We start from the raw sequence: 14,420 nt of genomic DNA, 5'->3' as shown, positions 1-14,420 counted from the left end.
ATGGAACTGCTCAAACAACTCAGTCAGCAGCTGCAAGCGCTGGACGACAAGCAGCTGATCCGCAAGCGCCGCACGGTCGATTCGCCATGCGGACCGCGCGTGCTGGTGGAAGGCCGCGAACTGCTGGCCTTTTGCAGCAACGACTACCTGGGCCTGGCCAACCACCGCAAGATCAAGCTCGCGCTGCAGGAAGGCGCGGCGATCTACGGCGTCGGCAGCGGCGCCTCGCACCTGATCAGCGGCCATGTGCGCGCCCACGCGATGCTGGAAGAGCGGCTGGTGGAATTCATCGGCGACCATCTGGAAGCGCCGCGCGCCATCACCTTCTGCACCGGCTACATGGCCAACCTGGCCGTCATCACCGGCCTGACCGCGGGTGACCGCGAGGCGGAAATCTTCTCCGAAGAGCTGAACCACGCCTCGCTGATCGATGGTGCGCGCCTGTCGCGCATGAAAACCCACATCTACCCGCACGCCGATCTGCAAGCCCTGGAAGCCCTGCTCAAGGCCAGCAACGCCGCTACCAAGGTCGTAGTCACCGACAGCGTGTTCAGCATGGACGGCAACCTGGCGCCGCTGCCCGCGCTGCTGGCCCTGTGCGAACAGCACAACGCCTGGCTGGTGGTGGACGACGCCCACGGCTTCGGCACGCTGGGCCCCAGGGGCCACGGTGCGCTGGAGCATTTCAACCTGCGCTCGCCCTACCTGGTCTACATGGGCACCCTGGGCAAGGCGGCCGGCGTGGGCGGCGCTTTCGTCGCCGCGCATGAAACGGTGATTGAAACGCTGATCCAGAAAGCCCGTCCCTATATCTTCACCACCGCCACGCCGGCGGCGCTGGCGCACGCCCTGCTGACCAGCCTCGATCTGCTGGAAGGCGACGAAGGCGCCACACGGCGCGCTCATTTGCAGGCTTTGGTGGCACAATTGGATGAAGGCCTGCGCCTTGAGCGCTGGCGGCGCCTGCCCTCGAAGACTGCGATCCAGCCTGTCCTGATCGGCGATAATGCCGAAACCATGCGCGCCGGTGCAGCCCTCTACGAGCAGGGCCTGTGGGTAGGCACGATTCGTCCGCCGACCGTGGCGCCAGGCACCGCGCGTTTGCGCGTGACTCTCTCAGCAGGGCATACCAGCACGGAAGTGGCCAAATTAATCGCAGCACTGAATACATTGGAAAGGGATTCGGCATGAGTCTGGACGACCCAGTGTTAGCAATCGCTCCACAAACGCAGCCGGCGGCGGCAGGCGGCGGCATACCGCCGCGCTTCAACTGCTTCGTCACCGGCACCGACACCGAAATCGGCAAGACGCTGATTTCCTCCGCCATGCTGCACGCCCTGGTGCAGAGCGGCGTGCGCGCCTGCGGCATGAAGCCGGTGGCCGCCGGCGCCGAACTGCGCGACGGCAAATGGCACAACGACGATTGCGACCAGCTGGCCGCCGCCGGCAATGTCCACCTGCCGCAGTCGATCACCACGCCGTTCCTGTTCAGGGAACCGGCCGCGCCGCACATCGCCGCCGAGCTGGAAGGCATCAGCATTTCGCCGGTGCCGATCCTGGCTGCCTACGTGGAAATCAACGCCGCATCGGATGCGGTGGTGGTGGAAGGCGTGGGCGGCTTCATCGTGCCGCTGAACGACGAATTCGACACCGCCGACCTGGCCGAGCAACTGGCGCTGCCGGTGGTGTTGGTGGTCGGCCTGCGCCTGGGCTGCATCAGCCACGCGCTGCTGACGGTGGAAGCCATCCTGGCGCGCGGCCTGAAGCTCGTCGGCTGGGTGGCGAACGAAACCCAGGCCGACATGGCCTTCGCCGACGAAAACGTCGCCGCGCTGGCGCAGCGCATTCCCGCGCCGCTGCTGGGCCGCGTGCCGCGCCTGGAACAGCCGACCGCCGAAGCGGCCGCGGACCATATCGATTTTACGCAGCTGCCTCACTGGCCGCTGCCAAACCCAATTTGAACGAAGAAGGAATCACGATGTCCCAGAATACCCTGCAAGAACCGAAAGTCGTTTCCCTGCACCGCCCGACGGCGGCCATCACCCTGCCACCGGCCGCCACCTGGCCGCGCGAAGAAGTGCTGGCGCTGTTCGAGCTGCCGTTCAATGAGCTGATGTTCCGCGCGCAGCAAACGCAGCGCGCCAACTTCCCGGACGGCGACGTGGAACTGGCGACGCTGCTGTCGATTAAAACCGGCGGCTGCGAAGAAGACTGCGGCTACTGTCCGCAGGCCGCGCGCTACGACACCGGCGTCGAAGCCAAGAAGATCCTCGACATCGAGACCGTCCTCGATGCGGCCCAGCAGGCCAAGGACAACGGCGCCACCCGCTTCTGCATGGGCGCCGCCTGGCGCAGCCCGAAAGACCGCGACATGGACAAGGTCGAAGAGATGGTACGCTCGGTGAAGGCTCTGGGCCTGGAAACCTGCGCCACCCTGGGCATGCTGGAAGAGCATCAGGCGCAGCGCCTGAAGGATGCGGGCCTGGACTACTACAACCACAACCTGGACACCGCGCCCGAGTTCTACGACAACGTCATCTCGACCCGCGACTACCAGGACCGCCTGGACACGCTCGGCCACGTGCGCGAAGCCGGCCTGAAAGTCTGCTGCGGCGGCATCGTCGGCATGGGCGAATCGCGCGACCAGCGCGCCGGCCTGATCGCGCAGCTGGCGAACCTGAATCCGTATCCGGAATCGGTGCCGATCAACCACCTGGTACAGGTGGAAGGCACGCCGCTGTATGGCATGGACCGCCTGGACCCGCTGGAGTTCGTGCGCACCATTGCCGTGGCGCGCATCACCATGCCGAAGGCGCGCGTGCGCTTGTCGGCTGGCCGCCGCGAGCTGGGCGAAGCGGTGCAGGCGATGTGCTTCATGGCCGGCGCCAATTCGATCTTCTACGGCGACAAGCTGCTGACCACTGACAATCCGGAAGCGAACGACGACCGCGCGCTGCTGGAAAAACTGGGTCTGAAAACCCGCGGCGCCGTATTGGACTCCGCACCAAAAGAGAAGTGCGGCTGCTAAAAGCAAGCTTCACACAGCATCACCATAAAAAAACTTCCAGCGAATTTATCAAATAAGCTGTCAAGAGAGAGACGATGTTTACAAAAATTCTGATCGCCAACCGTGGTGAAATCGCCTGCCGTGTAGCCGCTACCGCGCGCCGCATGGGCATCAAGACCGTGGCCGTGTACTCCGAAGCGGACGCCAACGCCAAGCACGTCGCCGTCTGCGACGAAGCGGTGCCGATCGGCCCTGCCGCCGCCAAGGAAAGCTACCTGTGCGGCGACAAGATCATCGCCGCCGCCAGGGCCACCGGTGCGCAAGCCATCCATCCCGGCTACGGCTTCCTGTCGGAAAATGCGGAATTCGCCGACGCCTGCGCCGAAGCGGGCCTGGTGTTCATTGGCCCGCCTGCATCGGCCATGCGCGCGATGGGTTCCAAGTCGGCGGCCAAGTCGCTGATGGAAAAGGCCAACGTGCCGCTGGTGCCGGGCTATCACGGCGAGCAGCAGGACGCGGACTTCCTGCACGGCCAGGCCGACAAGATCGGCTACCCGGTGCTGCTGAAGGCATCGGCCGGCGGCGGCGGCAAGGGCATGCGCGTCATCGAGAACTCGGCGCAGTTCAAGGAGGCGCTGGCGTCCTGCAAGCGCGAGGCGATCAGTTCTTTTGGCGACGACAAGGTGCTGGCGGAGAAATACCTTCAGCGTCCGCGTCACATTGAAATCCAGGTGTTTGCCGATACGCTCGGCAATTGCATCTACCTGTTCGAGCGCGATTGCTCGGTGCAGCGCCGTCACCAGAAGGTGCTGGAAGAAGCGCCGGCGCCGAACATGCCGGCCGAACGCCGCGCGGCGATGGGCGAAGCCGCCGTTGCCGCCGCGCGCGCCGTGGGCTACGTTGGCGCCGGCACGGTGGAGTTCATCGCCAACCAGGACGGCACGTTCTACTTCATGGAGATGAACACCCGCCTGCAGGTGGAACATCCGGTGACCGAGATGATCACCGGGACCGACCTCGTTGAATGGCAGCTGCGCGTTGCGGCCGGCGAACCGCTGCCGAAGCAGCAGCACGAACTGGCCATCAACGGCCACGCCATCGAGGCGCGCATCTACGCCGAAAATCCGGAGAAGGGCTTCCTGCCGTCGATCGGCACGCTGCGCCATCTGGGCTCGCCGGACGCCGTCGCGTTTGAACTTGGCGGTGCGACGCCGGCGGCGGTGCGCATCGATTCCGGCGTGCGCGAAGGCGATGCGATTTCGCCGTTCTACGATCCGATGATCGCCAAGCTGATCGTCTGGGGCGCGGACCGCAAGCAGGCCCTGGCCCGCATGGCGCAGGCGCTGGCGCAGTACCAGATCGTCGGCCTGAGCACCAACATCGCCTTCCTGAAACGCCTGGTGGAAGGCCAGGCCTTCGCCACTGCCGATCTGGACACGGGCCTGATCGAACGCAATCACGACGCGCTGTTCCCGGCCGCGCAGCCGGCGCCTGCCGGCGTACTGGCCCTCGCGGCCGAAGCCCTGCTCGAAGCGGAGCAAACCGGCGGCGCCGATCCATGGAGCCAGACCAGCGGCTGGCGCATGAACCAGACCTACAGCCGCAAGCTGTCGTTCGCCGACGAATATGCGAGCTACGACATCAGCGTCACCTATGGACCCGACGGCCGGCAGTTCAGCACCGGCGGCCAGGCAGCGCGCGGCACCGTGCTGCGCGACGGCGACACCTTCCACGTCTTCACCAACGGCGCGCATTACCAGCTGGTGTGGAACGATCCGATGGCGCACGCCGGCGAAGCCGAATCCGAAGGTGGACGCCTCACCGCGCCGATGCCCGGCAAAGTGGTCGCCGTCCTCGCCGCCAAAGGCCAGGAAGTGAAAAAAGGCGAAGCGCTGGTCATCATGGAAGCCATGAAAATGGAACACACCATCGCCGCGCCGCACGATGGCGTGATCGACGACATCCTCTACAGCGTAGGCGATCAAGTCGCGGACGGCGCACCGCTGCTGGCCATCAAGGCGGCATAAAGGAGAATCACCATGCGCATCCTGCTACACCGCGCGGACGGCAAGACCGAACCGTGGATCAAGGACTTTGCCAAGTACCTGCCGGACGCCGAGATCGAAATCTGGCACGCCGGCGAAAAATGCCAAGTGTGCGACTACGCCGTCGTGTGGTCGCCGCCCGAGGCGATGCTGGCCGAACTGGCCACCGTCAAGGCCATCTTCGTCACCGGCGCCGGCGTCGATGCGCTGCTCAAGTTTGGCGACGCGCTGCCGCACCATATCCCCATCATCCGCCTGGAAGATGCGGGCATGGCGGTGCAGATGGCCGAATACGTCACGCACTCGGTGCTGCGCTACTTCCGCCGCTTCGACGAATACGAAGCGCAGGCGCGCGCCGGACAGTGGGCGCCGCTGCCGCAGCATCACAAGCAGGACTTCGCAGTCGGTGTGCTCGGCATGGGCGTGCTGGGCACGCGCGTGCTGGAAGCGCTGGCGCCGTTCGGCTTCCCGCTGCGCGGCTGGAGCCGCACCGAGAAGAGCATGCCGGGCGTGCAATGCTTCCACGGCGCCGATGGCCTGGACACCTTCCTGCGCGGCAGCCGCGTGCTGGTCTGCATGCTGCCGCTGACGCCGGACACCAGCAACATCATGGACCGCACCAATATGTGCAAGCTGCCGGAAGGTTCGTACATCATCAACGTGGCGCGCGGCGCGCACATCGCCGAGCCGGACCTGCTCACGCTGATCAAGTCCGGCCACATCGCCGCCGCCACGCTGGACGTGTTCCGCAACGAGCCGCTGCCGGCGCAGCATCCGTTCTGGCAGGAGCCGCGCATCACCATCACGCCGCACATCTCGGCGCTGACCTTGCGCCGCGAAAGCGTGCAGCAGATCGCCGATAACATACGCAAGACCGAAGCGGGCGAACAAATCGCCGGCGTGGTCGACCGCACACTGGGATATTGAAATGAGCAGCTTACCGAAGCAAGTCAAAATCGTCGAAGTCGGCCCGCGCGACGGCCTGCAGAACGAAAAGGAAAACGTCCCGGCCGAGATCAAGATCGCGCTGGTGAACCGCCTGACCTCCGCCGGCTTCCAGAATATCGAAGCGGCGGCCTTCGTGTCGCCGAAGTGGGTGCCGCAGATGGCCACCAGCGCCGAAGTGATGGCGGCGATCACGCGCAAGCCGGACGTGATCTACTCCGCGCTGACGCCGAACATGCAGGGCTTTGAAGCGGCGCTGGCGGCGCGCGCGGATGAAGTGGTGATCTTCGGTTCGGCCTCCGAGGCCTTCTCGCAGAAAAACATCAACTGCTCGATCGCCGAATCGATCGCGCGCTTCGAGGGCGTGGCGAAGGCGGCGAAAGAGCACGGCATCCGCCTGCGCGGCAGCATCAGTTGCGCCTTCGGCTGCCCGTACCAGGGCGAGGTGCCGCTGGATGCGGTGGCCGACGTGGTGGGCCGCATGCGCGACCTGGGCTGCGACGAAATCGACATCGCCGACACCATCGGCGTCGCCACGCCGCGCAAGACGCAGGCGGTGATGGAACGCGCCATCGGCGAATTCCGCGTGGACGGCTTGTCCGGCCACTTCCACGACACCTACGGCCAGGCGCTGGCCAACATCTACGCCAGCCTGGAGCTGGGCATTTCGATTTACCACTCGTCGGTATCGGGCTTGGGCGGCTGCCCGTATGCGAAAGGCGCGACCGGCAACGTCGCCACCGAAGATGTGCTGTACATGATGCAGGGCCTGGGCATCGACACCGGCATCGATCTCGATATCGTGGTGGATGCGGGCCAGTTCATTTCGCAATTCCTCAACCGCAAAGGCGCCAGCCGCGCCGGCAACGCCATCGCCGCCAAGCGGGCCGGCTAAAACCGGGGTCAGTGCCGACATTCGGACATTGGATCGCGCGCGACCTAATGTCCGAATGTCGGCACTGACCCCGGTTTTTTTACATCTGCCGGAACTGGCGGGTGTAGGCTTCGCTGACGGTGAGTTTTTCGGTGCGGCCCTTGATGCGGATTTCCATCGCGGTGCCGTCGCGGTCGATGCGGTCCACCGCTTCCAGGTTGACGATGGCGCCGCGGTGGATCTGCGTGAACTGCGCCGGGTCCAGCTGCTCGATCAGGCTTTTCAGCGGCAGCCGGATCAGCGCTTCGCCATCGTGCGTGACCACGCGCGTGTACTTGCCGTCGGACTGGAAATACTGCACGTCGCGCACCATCACCAGCCGCACCGTGTTGCCGGCCGACGCCTTGATCCACTTCATGTAGGCCGGCGCCTTGGCCAGCACCTGCTGCCACACGCCCGGCGGCACCTGCGCGCCGCTGCGCGTCTTCAGCCGCTTGACGGTTTGCAGCAGCCGCGCCGCCGTCACCGGCTTGACGATGTAGTCCACCGCGCCGGCCTCGAACGCCTGCACCGCGTGCTCGGCGTAGGCGGTCACGAATACGATCTGCGTCGCTTCGGGAATGTGCTGCGCCACCTCGATGCCGGTCAGGCCGGGGATCTGGATGTCCAGGAACACCACGTCCGGCTGCAGCGACTCCAACATCGATACCGCCTCCACGCCGTTCTCGGCATGGCCGGCGATGTCCAGTTCCGGCCACAGCGCGTGCAGTTGGTCGCGCAGTTCCGCCATCAGCAGCGGTTCGTCTTCGACGATTAAAGCAGTCGGCATCCTCATTCCTTATTGATGGCCAGCGTGGCGACCACGCCGCCGTGTTCCGCCGCCGTGACCGACAGCGCCGCCTTGTCACCATACAGCAGTTGCAGGCGCTCGTGAATATTCGCCAGGCCGAAGCCCTGGCCCATCTGCTCCGTCAGGCCGACGCCGTCGTCGATCACCTGCACGCACAGCGCATCGCCAAGCTGCTTCGCCGTGATGGTGATGGCGCCCGGCCGGCTGGCGCGTTCCAGGCCGTGCTTGACGGCGTTTTCCACCAGCGAGATCAGCATCGCCGGCGGGAAGGGCCGCGCCAGCAGCGCGTCATCGGCCTCGATGCGGAACTGCAGCCGCTGTCCCATGCGGATCTGCATGATCGACAGGTAGCTGCGCGCCAGCGCCAGCTCGCGTTCCAGCGTCGACGACACGGAGCGCATGTCCGGCAGCGCGTTCTGCAGATAGCCGACCAGATGGTCCAGCATCTGCTGCGCGGTGTTGGCATCGGTGCGGATCAGGTATTTGAGATTGGCCAGGGTGTTGAACAAAAAGTGCGGCTCGACCTGCGCCTGCAACGCCGACAGCTTGGCATTCAGCGCCGCGCGTTCCAGTTCCTGTTCGCGACGGATGGCGCGCAGCGCGCGCTCCCGTTGTTCGAACTGGGTGCGCAGATGCGCCGCCACGCTTTCCACCGCATGCAGTGCGCCGCCGCGCTGCACGGTGAAGAAGTCCAGGCCGAAGCGGCGGCGGATGCGCACTTCCACCGGCTGGCCCGGCTCGCCGCCGACCACCACTTCCGTGCATTGGGTCAGCCACACCGGCCGCCGTGGTCCGATCAGGATGCGGCCATGAAACGGGAAATAGCTGAACACCGCCGGCCCGCCATAGCCGAGCGCCATGCCCATCGCCAGGCCGGACAGCGTTTCGGTGCAGACGTTGTAGGTGGTCAGCGGATCGAGCGGCGACAACACCATGCGGCTGGGCCGCGCACTGAACATCTCCGCGGTCAGCGGCGTGCCGGCCTCGGTCAGTTCCTTCAAGCGATGCCGCACCATGCTGCCGACGCCGACGAAGGGGATTAAGACCGGCCAGATCATGCTGAGCGGCACACTCCAGCGCCAGCCGGTGTTGGGCCCGGTCGCGGGAGCGATGGACGACAGCAGGCCGATCGCCACGGAGAACAGGATCAGCACGCCGACGGCCAGCGCGCCCCACATGCGCAGCAGCGATTGGCGCCAGTAGCGGCGCACCAGCCGGCGATCGTGCTCGATTTCGACAGGCGTGAGGTAGAAAGGTGTTTTCATGCCGACCATTCTAGCCGCGGCGGCGGGCCGCAACGGCGCATGCGACGAAGGGGCCGAAATCGGGAACGAAATGGAAAAAACCCTGTTTGACGTTGCCATCAAACAGGGTTTTTAAATTTTGGTCGGAGTACAAGGATTCGAACCTTGGACCCCCTGGTCCCAAACCAGGTGCGCTACCGGGCTGCGCTACACTCCGAAGAAGCAAGATAATACAGGCTAGCAAGTAGATCGTCAAGTGCCTGCAAAATTTCGATGCTATGATTTAAAAATCATGACCGCCACCTTTTCCTTCGACCAGCCCAGCCGGCTCCGGCGTCCCGGCATCGTTGCGGGCGTCGCGGTATCGCTGGTGCTGCATGCGGTGCTGCTGTTCGGCTATCGGCTGTCCAGTCCGCCCACGCCGTCGCAGCCAGCCAGGGCGATGACGGTGTGGCTGCAGCCGGCCAGGCCGCCGCAGATCGTCGCCAGGGTCGCGCCGCCGCCAAAACCGGAGAAGCGCGAAGTCGCCAAGCTCACGCCACGCGTGCGCAGCACGCCAGCGCCAGCAGCGGAAGAGAAAACTGCCGTGGCCGCGCAGACGCCGCTGAAGCCGGCCGAATCGCAGGCCATCACGCTGCCGCCCGCGCCCGATCCGCTGCACGCGGACCAGCAGCCTAAAACTTTCGACATGAACGCGGCGCTGAAAACCGCCCGCAAAGTGGCCAACGAAAAAGATCCGGCCCGCGCCGGCCTGCCGGTGGCGCAGCTGGACGATCATCCGCTCTATCCGGAAAACCATACCACCAAGCTGCAAAGCGGCATCGCCAGCGCCAAGAAGGACGATTGCCTGCAAAAAGGCGCGGGCGCCGGCCTGCTGGCGCCGCTGATCTGGGCGCTGGACAAGCACTGCAAATTCTAGTTTTTCAGCTGCAAAGCCCGGTCGTACAGCGCGTTTTTCTTGCGGCCGGTGATTTGCGCGGCCAGTCCCGCTGCCTGTTTGACAGGCAGTTCCGCCAGCAGCACCTGCAAGATGCGGTCCGCTTCAACGTCATTTTCATCGTCGGCCGGCGGCGCGCCTGCCAGCAGCACCACGAACTCGCCTTTTTCCCGGTGGCCGTCGGCCTTGATCCAGGCTTCCGCCTCGGACAGCGGGCAGCGGTGGATTTCCTCGAACATCTTGGTCAGCTCGCGCGCGAACACCACCTGGCGGGTCGGCTCGAACGCCGAAGCCAGCGCGCTGGCGCAGTCCAGGATGCGGTGCGGCGCCTCGTAAAACACCATGGTGGCCGTCACCGCGCGCAGCGTGCCGAGGAAATTCTCGCGCTGCTTGGCCTTGGCCGGCAGGAAGCCGACAAAGTAGAACTGGTCATTCACCAGCCCGCTGGCCGACAAGGCCGTCACCGCCGCCGACGCGCCCGGCAGCGGCAGCACCCGCAAGCCGGCCGCCCGCACCGCGTCGACGATACGCGCGCCAGGGTCGGACACGGCCGGCGTGCCGGCGTCCGACACCAGCGCGATGCGCTCGCCGGCCTGCAGACGGGCGATCAACAACTCGGCCGCCTCGCGCTCGTTGTGCTGATGCGCGGCAATCAAGGGCTTGTGCAGGCCGAAGCGCGTCATCAGCGTCGCGGTGTTGCGCGTGTCCTCGCATGCCACAGCATTGACCAGGCTCAAAACGTGCAGCGCCCGCAGGCTAATATCCGTCACATTGCCTATGGGGGTCGCCACGACGTACAAGGTTGCGCTAGGATAGGTCTGGTGCGCCATTTCGTCCATGACGGGCAAACTGGCGATGGAACTGGATTCGAGGTCGCTCATTGGGGGTAGGATGAATAGTGTGAGGTTGACGCTGCTGTGCATGGCTGCCGCAGTGCTGAGTGCATGCAGCACGCCGTTTTGCGACGCGCCGGGGGGATTGTGCTCGCCCCAGCCGGCAAAAACAAGTCCGCCGCCGCCGGTCGTGCCGCCGCAACCCTTGCCCAAGCCGCCGCCGGAGCCGCCGCTGCCGCCCGCCGAAACCTTCGCCATCACCCTGCCGGGCGCCGCGCCGGCGGGCGAAGACCGCAGCGAACTGCCGCCGCGCGCCGAAGCGCCGGCCGCCGAGCGCGAGGTCGACTATAACGCCTTGCCGCCCGATACGCCGATCCGCATCGGCCTGCTGCTGCCGCTGCGCTCGGAAACCCTGGGCGCCGCCGCCGATGCGCTGCGCGCCGGCTTCATGGCGGCCTGGGAGCGCGACCGCGCCAACATCACCGTCACCGTGCTGGAAACCGGCGACGTGGCGCAGGACATCCTGTCGGTCTACGCCCGCGCGCTGCAAACCCAGGACCTCGTGGTCGGCCCGCTGTCGCGTTCAGCGGTGGCCTCGGTGGCCGCCAGCCCGCTGGTCAGCAAGCCGACCATCGCCCTGAATTATCCGGAAGGCTACGGCCAGCCGGGCGCCTTGCCGCTGCCGCCGCACATGCTGGCGATCGGCCTGTCGATCGAGGAAGAAGCGCGCCAGGCCGCGCAATGGGCCGCCAGCGAGCAGCCGGACGGCGCCGCGCTGGTGCTGACCACCGGCTCGGCCTGGCAGCGCCGCGTGGCGGCCGCCTTCGCCGGCCAGTGGCAGAAACTGGGCCGCCCGGTGCGCACCATCGAACTGAGCTCGCCGGACGGCTACCTCAGCGATCCGGAACTGGTGCAGCTGCGCGCCACCCTGCGCCAGGGCCTGCCGGCGCTGCTGTTCTCCGCCATGGGCGCCGACCAGACCCGCCAGCTGCGCCTGGCGCTGGGCAGCGCCGTCAGCAGCGAGCCGGTCAATCCGATCTTCAGCACCGCCGACGCGCTGCCGCCTCCGCCGCCGTCCGCACCTGCGGAACAATTCAGCAGCCTGCCGATCTACGGCACCTCGGCGCTCAATCCCGGCGCCGGCTTCCCGGCCCAGGACCTGGAAGGCGTGCGCCTGCTGGACCTGCCGTGGCAGGTCCAGCGCGACCATCCGGCGGTGATGGTCTATCCGCGTCCGCTGCAAACCGGGGTCGGCAGCGCCGACATGGCGCGCCTGTATGCGCTCGGCATCGACGCTTTCCGCGTGGCGCGCGAAATCGGCCGCCACCCGGCCGGCCGCTTCCAGCTGGACGGCGTCACCGGCCGCCTGAGCATCGATTTCGGCCAGGGGCCGTCCAGTTTCGAGCGGATCGAGCAGTCGGCCGTCTACCAGAACGGCGCGGCGCAGCCGGTTCGCCCATGAGGATGCCATGCCGCGCACCCCACAGCAGCGGCTGGGCCGGCTGGGCGAGGACCGGGCCCTGGCCCACCTCCTGGCCCAGGGCCTGACGCTGCAGGAGCGCAATTTCCTGTGCAAGTCCGGGGAAATCGACCTGATCATGCAGGACGGTCCCCATCTGGTGTTCATCGAGGTGCGGCAGCGCGCCAGCAGCCGCTTCGGCGGCGCCGTCTACAGCGTCACGCCAGCCAAGCAGCAGCGCCTGTTGCGCGCGGCACAATATTATCTTTTACGCTACAAACTGCCGCCGCCGTGCCGCTTCGACCTGGTCGCCATCGACGATGAAAAGTTGTCCTGGATACAAAATGTCCTGGAGATGTAAGCATTTTTAACAGCGCTTGTCCGGTCTGCCGGACGACTGCACTATAATCAGCACACTATGACTAATCAACGCATCCTGGCGCACTTCCACGAAAGTGCCGAAACCAAAATCCAGTCCGCCACCGTCCTCGCCCCGCACATTGCGCAAGCGATCGACCTGATGTTCTCGGCGCTTTCCAACGGCAACAAGATTCTGGTCTGCGGCAACGGTGGTTCGGCCGCCGACTCGCAGCACTTCGCCGCCGAGCTGGTGGGCCGCTTCGAGCGCGAGCGTTTCCCGCTGCCGGCCATCGCGCTGACCACCGACACCTCGATCCTGACGGCGGTGGCCAACGATTACAGCTACCGCGAGATCTTCTCCAAGCAGGTGCAGGCCTTCGGCCAGGCCGGCGACATCCTGCTGGCGTTCTCCACCTCGGGCAACTCCGGCAACGTGGTGGCGGCGATCGAAGCGGCGCTGGAGCGCGAAATGCGCGTGGTGGCCATGACCGGCAAGGGCGGCGGCGCCATCGGCAAGATGCTGACCGACGCCGATGTCCATATCTGCGTCCCGCACGACCGTACTGCCCGGATCCAGGAAGTTCACCTGGTGACCATCCATGCTATTTGCGACGGCATCGACGTCGCCCTGTTCGGAGGAGATGTGAATGAGTAATCCCAGCGCTATCTGGAAACAAGTACAACGTCCGCTGGCCATGAGCGTGCTGTGCGGCGCCATGCTGGCATCGCTGTCGGGCTGCGTCGCGCTGGTTGCGGGCGGTGCGATTTCCGGTACGCTGGCTGCCTCCGACCGCCGCACCTTCGGCGCGCAAACGGAAGACCGCGCGATCGAAGTCAAGGGCGGCATCAAGATCAACAACGTGACCGGCGACGCCGGCCACGTCAACATCAACAGCTTCAACCGCCGCGCCCTGCTGACCGGCGAGGTGCGCGATGACGCGATGAAGGCCGCCGTCGAGCGCGAAGTGCGCAGCATCGAAGGCGTGATCGACGTCATCAACGAACTCGACGTCGCCGGCCTGGCCAGCTACACCTCGCGCTCCAGCGACACCATCATCACCGGCAAGGTCAAGGCCAGCCTGGTCGACGCCAAGGACATCTCCGCCAATTCCTACCAGGTGGTGACCGAGCGCGGCGTGGTTTACCTGCAGGGTCGCGTGACCCAGCGCGAAGGCCAGATCGGCGCCGACATCGCCCGTGGCGTCAGCGGCGTGACCAAGGTGGTCAAGGTGTTTGAATACATCACCGAGGAAGAGTGGAAGCAGTATCAGCCTAAACCCGCCAACCCCAACACGCAGAGCAACTCATGAGCACCTCATCCCGCGCCTGGATCAAGCCGGTGATCGCCGCCGTAGCGATTGCCGCCATCGGTTTCGGCGGTTACACCGCGCTGGCCAAGCGCGAGGTGGCGCCGCAGCTGACCTTCGTCAGCCTCAACGGCGAGAAGATCACGCCGGAAAGCCTGCGCGGCAAGGTGGTCATGGTCAACTTCTGGGCCACCTCGTGCACCACCTGCGTGGGCGAGATGCCGAAGATGGTCGACACCTACAACAAGTTCAAGGGCCAGGGCCTGGAGTTCGTCGCCGTGGCGATGAGCTACGACCCGGCCAACTACGTGGCCAACTACGCGCAGACGCGCCAGCTGCCGTTCAAGGTGGCGCTGGACAGCGACGGCTCGGCCGCCAAGGCCTACGGCAACGTCAACATGACGCCAACCACCTTCGTCATCGGCAAGGATGGCAAAATCCTCAAGCGCTACCTCGGCGAACCGGATTTCCCGGCGCTGCACAAGCTGCTGGATGAATCGCTGAAAAGCTAGCTGGCATGCGGCTTGCATGGCCTAAAGCTCTCCTCAACTACCAGGAA

The 14,420-nt window shown here is 65.7% G+C and carries 15 protein-coding genes and 1 tRNA gene; 12 read left to right on the top strand and 4 right to left on the bottom strand.

Annotation, left to right across the window (positions count from 1 at the left end):
• The 6 genes from bioF to GJ698_RS09605 all read left to right on the top strand — a co-directional run bounded on the left by bioF (position 1) and on the right by GJ698_RS09605 (position 6,892).
• Positions 1 to 1,191 carry an 8-amino-7-oxononanoate synthase gene (gene bioF / locus GJ698_RS09630; RefSeq protein WP_154357406.1) on the top strand — a complete coding sequence of 397 codons (1,191 nt, stop codon included), beginning with the start codon at positions 1 to 3 and terminating at the stop codon, positions 1,189 to 1,191.
• Positions 1,188 to 1,961: a dethiobiotin synthase gene (gene bioD, locus GJ698_RS09625; RefSeq protein ID WP_154357405.1), complete on the top strand. Its 774-nt coding sequence runs from the start codon at positions 1,188 to 1,190 to the stop codon at positions 1,959 to 1,961. The genes bioF and bioD overlap by 4 nt, the downstream gene beginning before the upstream one ends.
• A gap of 17 nt (positions 1,962 to 1,978) precedes the next feature.
• Positions 1,979 to 3,028 (top strand): biotin synthase BioB, encoded by a 1,050-nt coding sequence (gene bioB, locus GJ698_RS09620; RefSeq protein ID WP_154357404.1) that lies wholly within the window; start codon positions 1,979 to 1,981, stop codon positions 3,026 to 3,028.
• A gap of 74 nt (positions 3,029 to 3,102) precedes the next feature.
• Positions 3,103 to 5,034, top strand: a complete 1,932-nt coding sequence (locus GJ698_RS09615) for an acetyl/propionyl/methylcrotonyl-CoA carboxylase subunit alpha (RefSeq protein ID WP_154357403.1) — start codon at positions 3,103 to 3,105, stop codon at positions 5,032 to 5,034.
• 12 nt (positions 5,035 to 5,046) lie between these two features.
• Positions 5,047 to 5,979, top strand: coding sequence for a 2-hydroxyacid dehydrogenase (locus tag GJ698_RS09610; RefSeq protein WP_154357402.1), 933 nt, complete (start codon positions 5,047 to 5,049; stop codon positions 5,977 to 5,979).
• A 1-nt stretch (position 5,980) separates the two neighbouring features.
• Positions 5,981 to 6,892: a hydroxymethylglutaryl-CoA lyase gene (locus tag GJ698_RS09605; protein ID WP_154357401.1), complete on the top strand. Its 912-nt coding sequence runs from the start codon at positions 5,981 to 5,983 to the stop codon at positions 6,890 to 6,892.
• Between the two features lie 79 nt (positions 6,893 to 6,971).
• Here GJ698_RS09605 and GJ698_RS09600 read toward each other — a convergent pair whose 3' ends face one another.
• The 3 genes from GJ698_RS09600 to GJ698_RS09590 all read right to left on the bottom strand — a co-directional run bounded on the left by GJ698_RS09600 (position 6,972) and on the right by GJ698_RS09590 (position 9,182).
• Positions 6,972 to 7,700 (bottom strand): LytR/AlgR family response regulator transcription factor, encoded by a 729-nt coding sequence (locus GJ698_RS09600; RefSeq protein ID WP_154357400.1) that lies wholly within the window; start codon positions 7,698 to 7,700, stop codon positions 6,972 to 6,974.
• 2 nt (positions 7,701 to 7,702) lie between these two features.
• The gene (locus GJ698_RS09595; RefSeq protein ID WP_166454841.1) at positions 7,703 to 8,986 is read right to left on the bottom strand and encodes a sensor histidine kinase; all 1,284 of its coding nucleotides are present in this window, start codon (positions 8,984 to 8,986) and stop codon (positions 7,703 to 7,705) included.
• A gap of 119 nt (positions 8,987 to 9,105) precedes the next feature.
• Positions 9,106 to 9,182: transfer RNA gene (locus tag GJ698_RS09590), tRNA-Pro, on the bottom strand.
• A gap of 75 nt (positions 9,183 to 9,257) precedes the next feature.
• Between GJ698_RS09590 and GJ698_RS09585 the strand changes: the two genes are divergently transcribed.
• A complete protein-coding gene (locus GJ698_RS09585; protein ID WP_154357398.1) occupies positions 9,258 to 9,884 on the top strand; it encodes a hypothetical protein in 627 nt (208 codons plus the stop codon).
• Here the strand turns inward: GJ698_RS09585 and rsmI are convergent.
• On the bottom strand, positions 9,881 to 10,783 hold the full coding sequence (gene rsmI / locus GJ698_RS09580) for a 16S rRNA (cytidine(1402)-2'-O)-methyltransferase (protein ID WP_154357397.1): 903 nt from the start codon (positions 10,781 to 10,783) through the stop codon (positions 9,881 to 9,883). The genes GJ698_RS09585 and rsmI overlap by 4 nt on opposite strands.
• 157 nt (positions 10,784 to 10,940) lie before the next feature.
• On the opposite strand from rsmI, the gene GJ698_RS09575 reads away from it, so the two are divergent.
• From GJ698_RS09575 to GJ698_RS09555, 5 genes are read left to right on the top strand one after another with little or no spacing between them, the layout of a single operon-like run.
• On the top strand, positions 10,941 to 12,197 hold the full coding sequence (locus GJ698_RS09575; RefSeq protein ID WP_229259914.1) for a penicillin-binding protein activator: 1,257 nt from the start codon (positions 10,941 to 10,943) through the stop codon (positions 12,195 to 12,197).
• Positions 12,198 to 12,204: 7 nt separating this feature from the next.
• Positions 12,205 to 12,555 (top strand): YraN family protein, encoded by a 351-nt coding sequence (locus GJ698_RS09570; RefSeq protein WP_154357395.1) that lies wholly within the window; start codon positions 12,205 to 12,207, stop codon positions 12,553 to 12,555.
• 57 nt (positions 12,556 to 12,612) lie between these two features.
• Complete coding sequence (locus tag GJ698_RS09565; RefSeq protein WP_154357394.1) at positions 12,613 to 13,209, top strand: phosphoheptose isomerase; 597 nt, start codon at positions 12,613 to 12,615, stop codon at positions 13,207 to 13,209.
• Positions 13,202 to 13,864 carry a BON domain-containing protein gene (locus tag GJ698_RS09560; RefSeq protein WP_154357393.1) on the top strand — a complete coding sequence of 221 codons (663 nt, stop codon included), beginning with the start codon at positions 13,202 to 13,204 and terminating at the stop codon, positions 13,862 to 13,864. The genes GJ698_RS09565 and GJ698_RS09560 overlap by 8 nt, the downstream gene beginning before the upstream one ends.
• On the top strand, positions 13,861 to 14,373 hold the full coding sequence (locus GJ698_RS09555) for a peroxiredoxin family protein (protein WP_154357392.1): 513 nt from the start codon (positions 13,861 to 13,863) through the stop codon (positions 14,371 to 14,373). Before GJ698_RS09560 ends, GJ698_RS09555 begins: the two co-directional genes overlap by 4 nt.
• The last annotated feature ends 47 nt before the right edge of the window (positions 14,374 to 14,420 follow it).

This window comes from Duganella aquatilis (genome assembly GCF_009674565.1).
In the GTDB taxonomy this organism is placed as follows: Bacteria; Pseudomonadota; Gammaproteobacteria; order Burkholderiales; family Burkholderiaceae_D; genus Rugamonas; species Rugamonas aquatilis.
The sequence above is the reverse complement of the archived record's forward strand: the minus strand, read 5'-3'. Positions and strand labels throughout refer to the sequence as shown.

Excerpts from the sequence above, each read along its gene's own strand:
- bioF (WP_154357406.1), top strand. The coding sequence starts at position 1 with ATGGAACTGCTCAAACAACTCAGTCAGCAGCTGCAAGCGCTGGACGAC.
- bioD (WP_154357405.1), top strand. The coding sequence starts at position 1,188 with ATGAGTCTGGACGACCCAGTGTTAGCAATCGCTCCACAAACGCAGCCG.
- bioB (WP_154357404.1), top strand. The coding sequence starts at position 1,979 with ATGTCCCAGAATACCCTGCAAGAACCGAAAGTCGTTTCCCTGCACCGC.
- GJ698_RS09615 (WP_154357403.1), top strand. The coding sequence starts at position 3,103 with ATGTTTACAAAAATTCTGATCGCCAACCGTGGTGAAATCGCCTGCCGT.
- GJ698_RS09610 (WP_154357402.1), top strand. The coding sequence starts at position 5,047 with ATGCGCATCCTGCTACACCGCGCGGACGGCAAGACCGAACCGTGGATC.
- GJ698_RS09605 (WP_154357401.1), top strand. The coding sequence starts at position 5,981 with ATGAGCAGCTTACCGAAGCAAGTCAAAATCGTCGAAGTCGGCCCGCGC.
- GJ698_RS09600 (WP_154357400.1), bottom strand. The coding sequence starts at position 7,700 with ATGCCGACTGCTTTAATCGTCGAAGACGAACCGCTGCTGATGGCGGAA.
- GJ698_RS09595 (WP_166454841.1), bottom strand. The coding sequence starts at position 8,986 with ATGAAAACACCTTTCTACCTCACGCCTGTCGAAATCGAGCACGATCGC.
- GJ698_RS09585 (WP_154357398.1), top strand. The coding sequence starts at position 9,258 with ATGACCGCCACCTTTTCCTTCGACCAGCCCAGCCGGCTCCGGCGTCCC.
- rsmI (WP_154357397.1), bottom strand. The coding sequence starts at position 10,783 with ATGAGCGACCTCGAATCCAGTTCCATCGCCAGTTTGCCCGTCATGGAC.
- GJ698_RS09570 (WP_154357395.1), top strand. The coding sequence starts at position 12,205 with ATGCCGCGCACCCCACAGCAGCGGCTGGGCCGGCTGGGCGAGGACCGG.
- GJ698_RS09565 (WP_154357394.1), top strand. The coding sequence starts at position 12,613 with ATGACTAATCAACGCATCCTGGCGCACTTCCACGAAAGTGCCGAAACC.
- GJ698_RS09560 (WP_154357393.1), top strand. The coding sequence starts at position 13,202 with ATGAGTAATCCCAGCGCTATCTGGAAACAAGTACAACGTCCGCTGGCC.
- GJ698_RS09555 (WP_154357392.1), top strand. The coding sequence starts at position 13,861 with ATGAGCACCTCATCCCGCGCCTGGATCAAGCCGGTGATCGCCGCCGTA.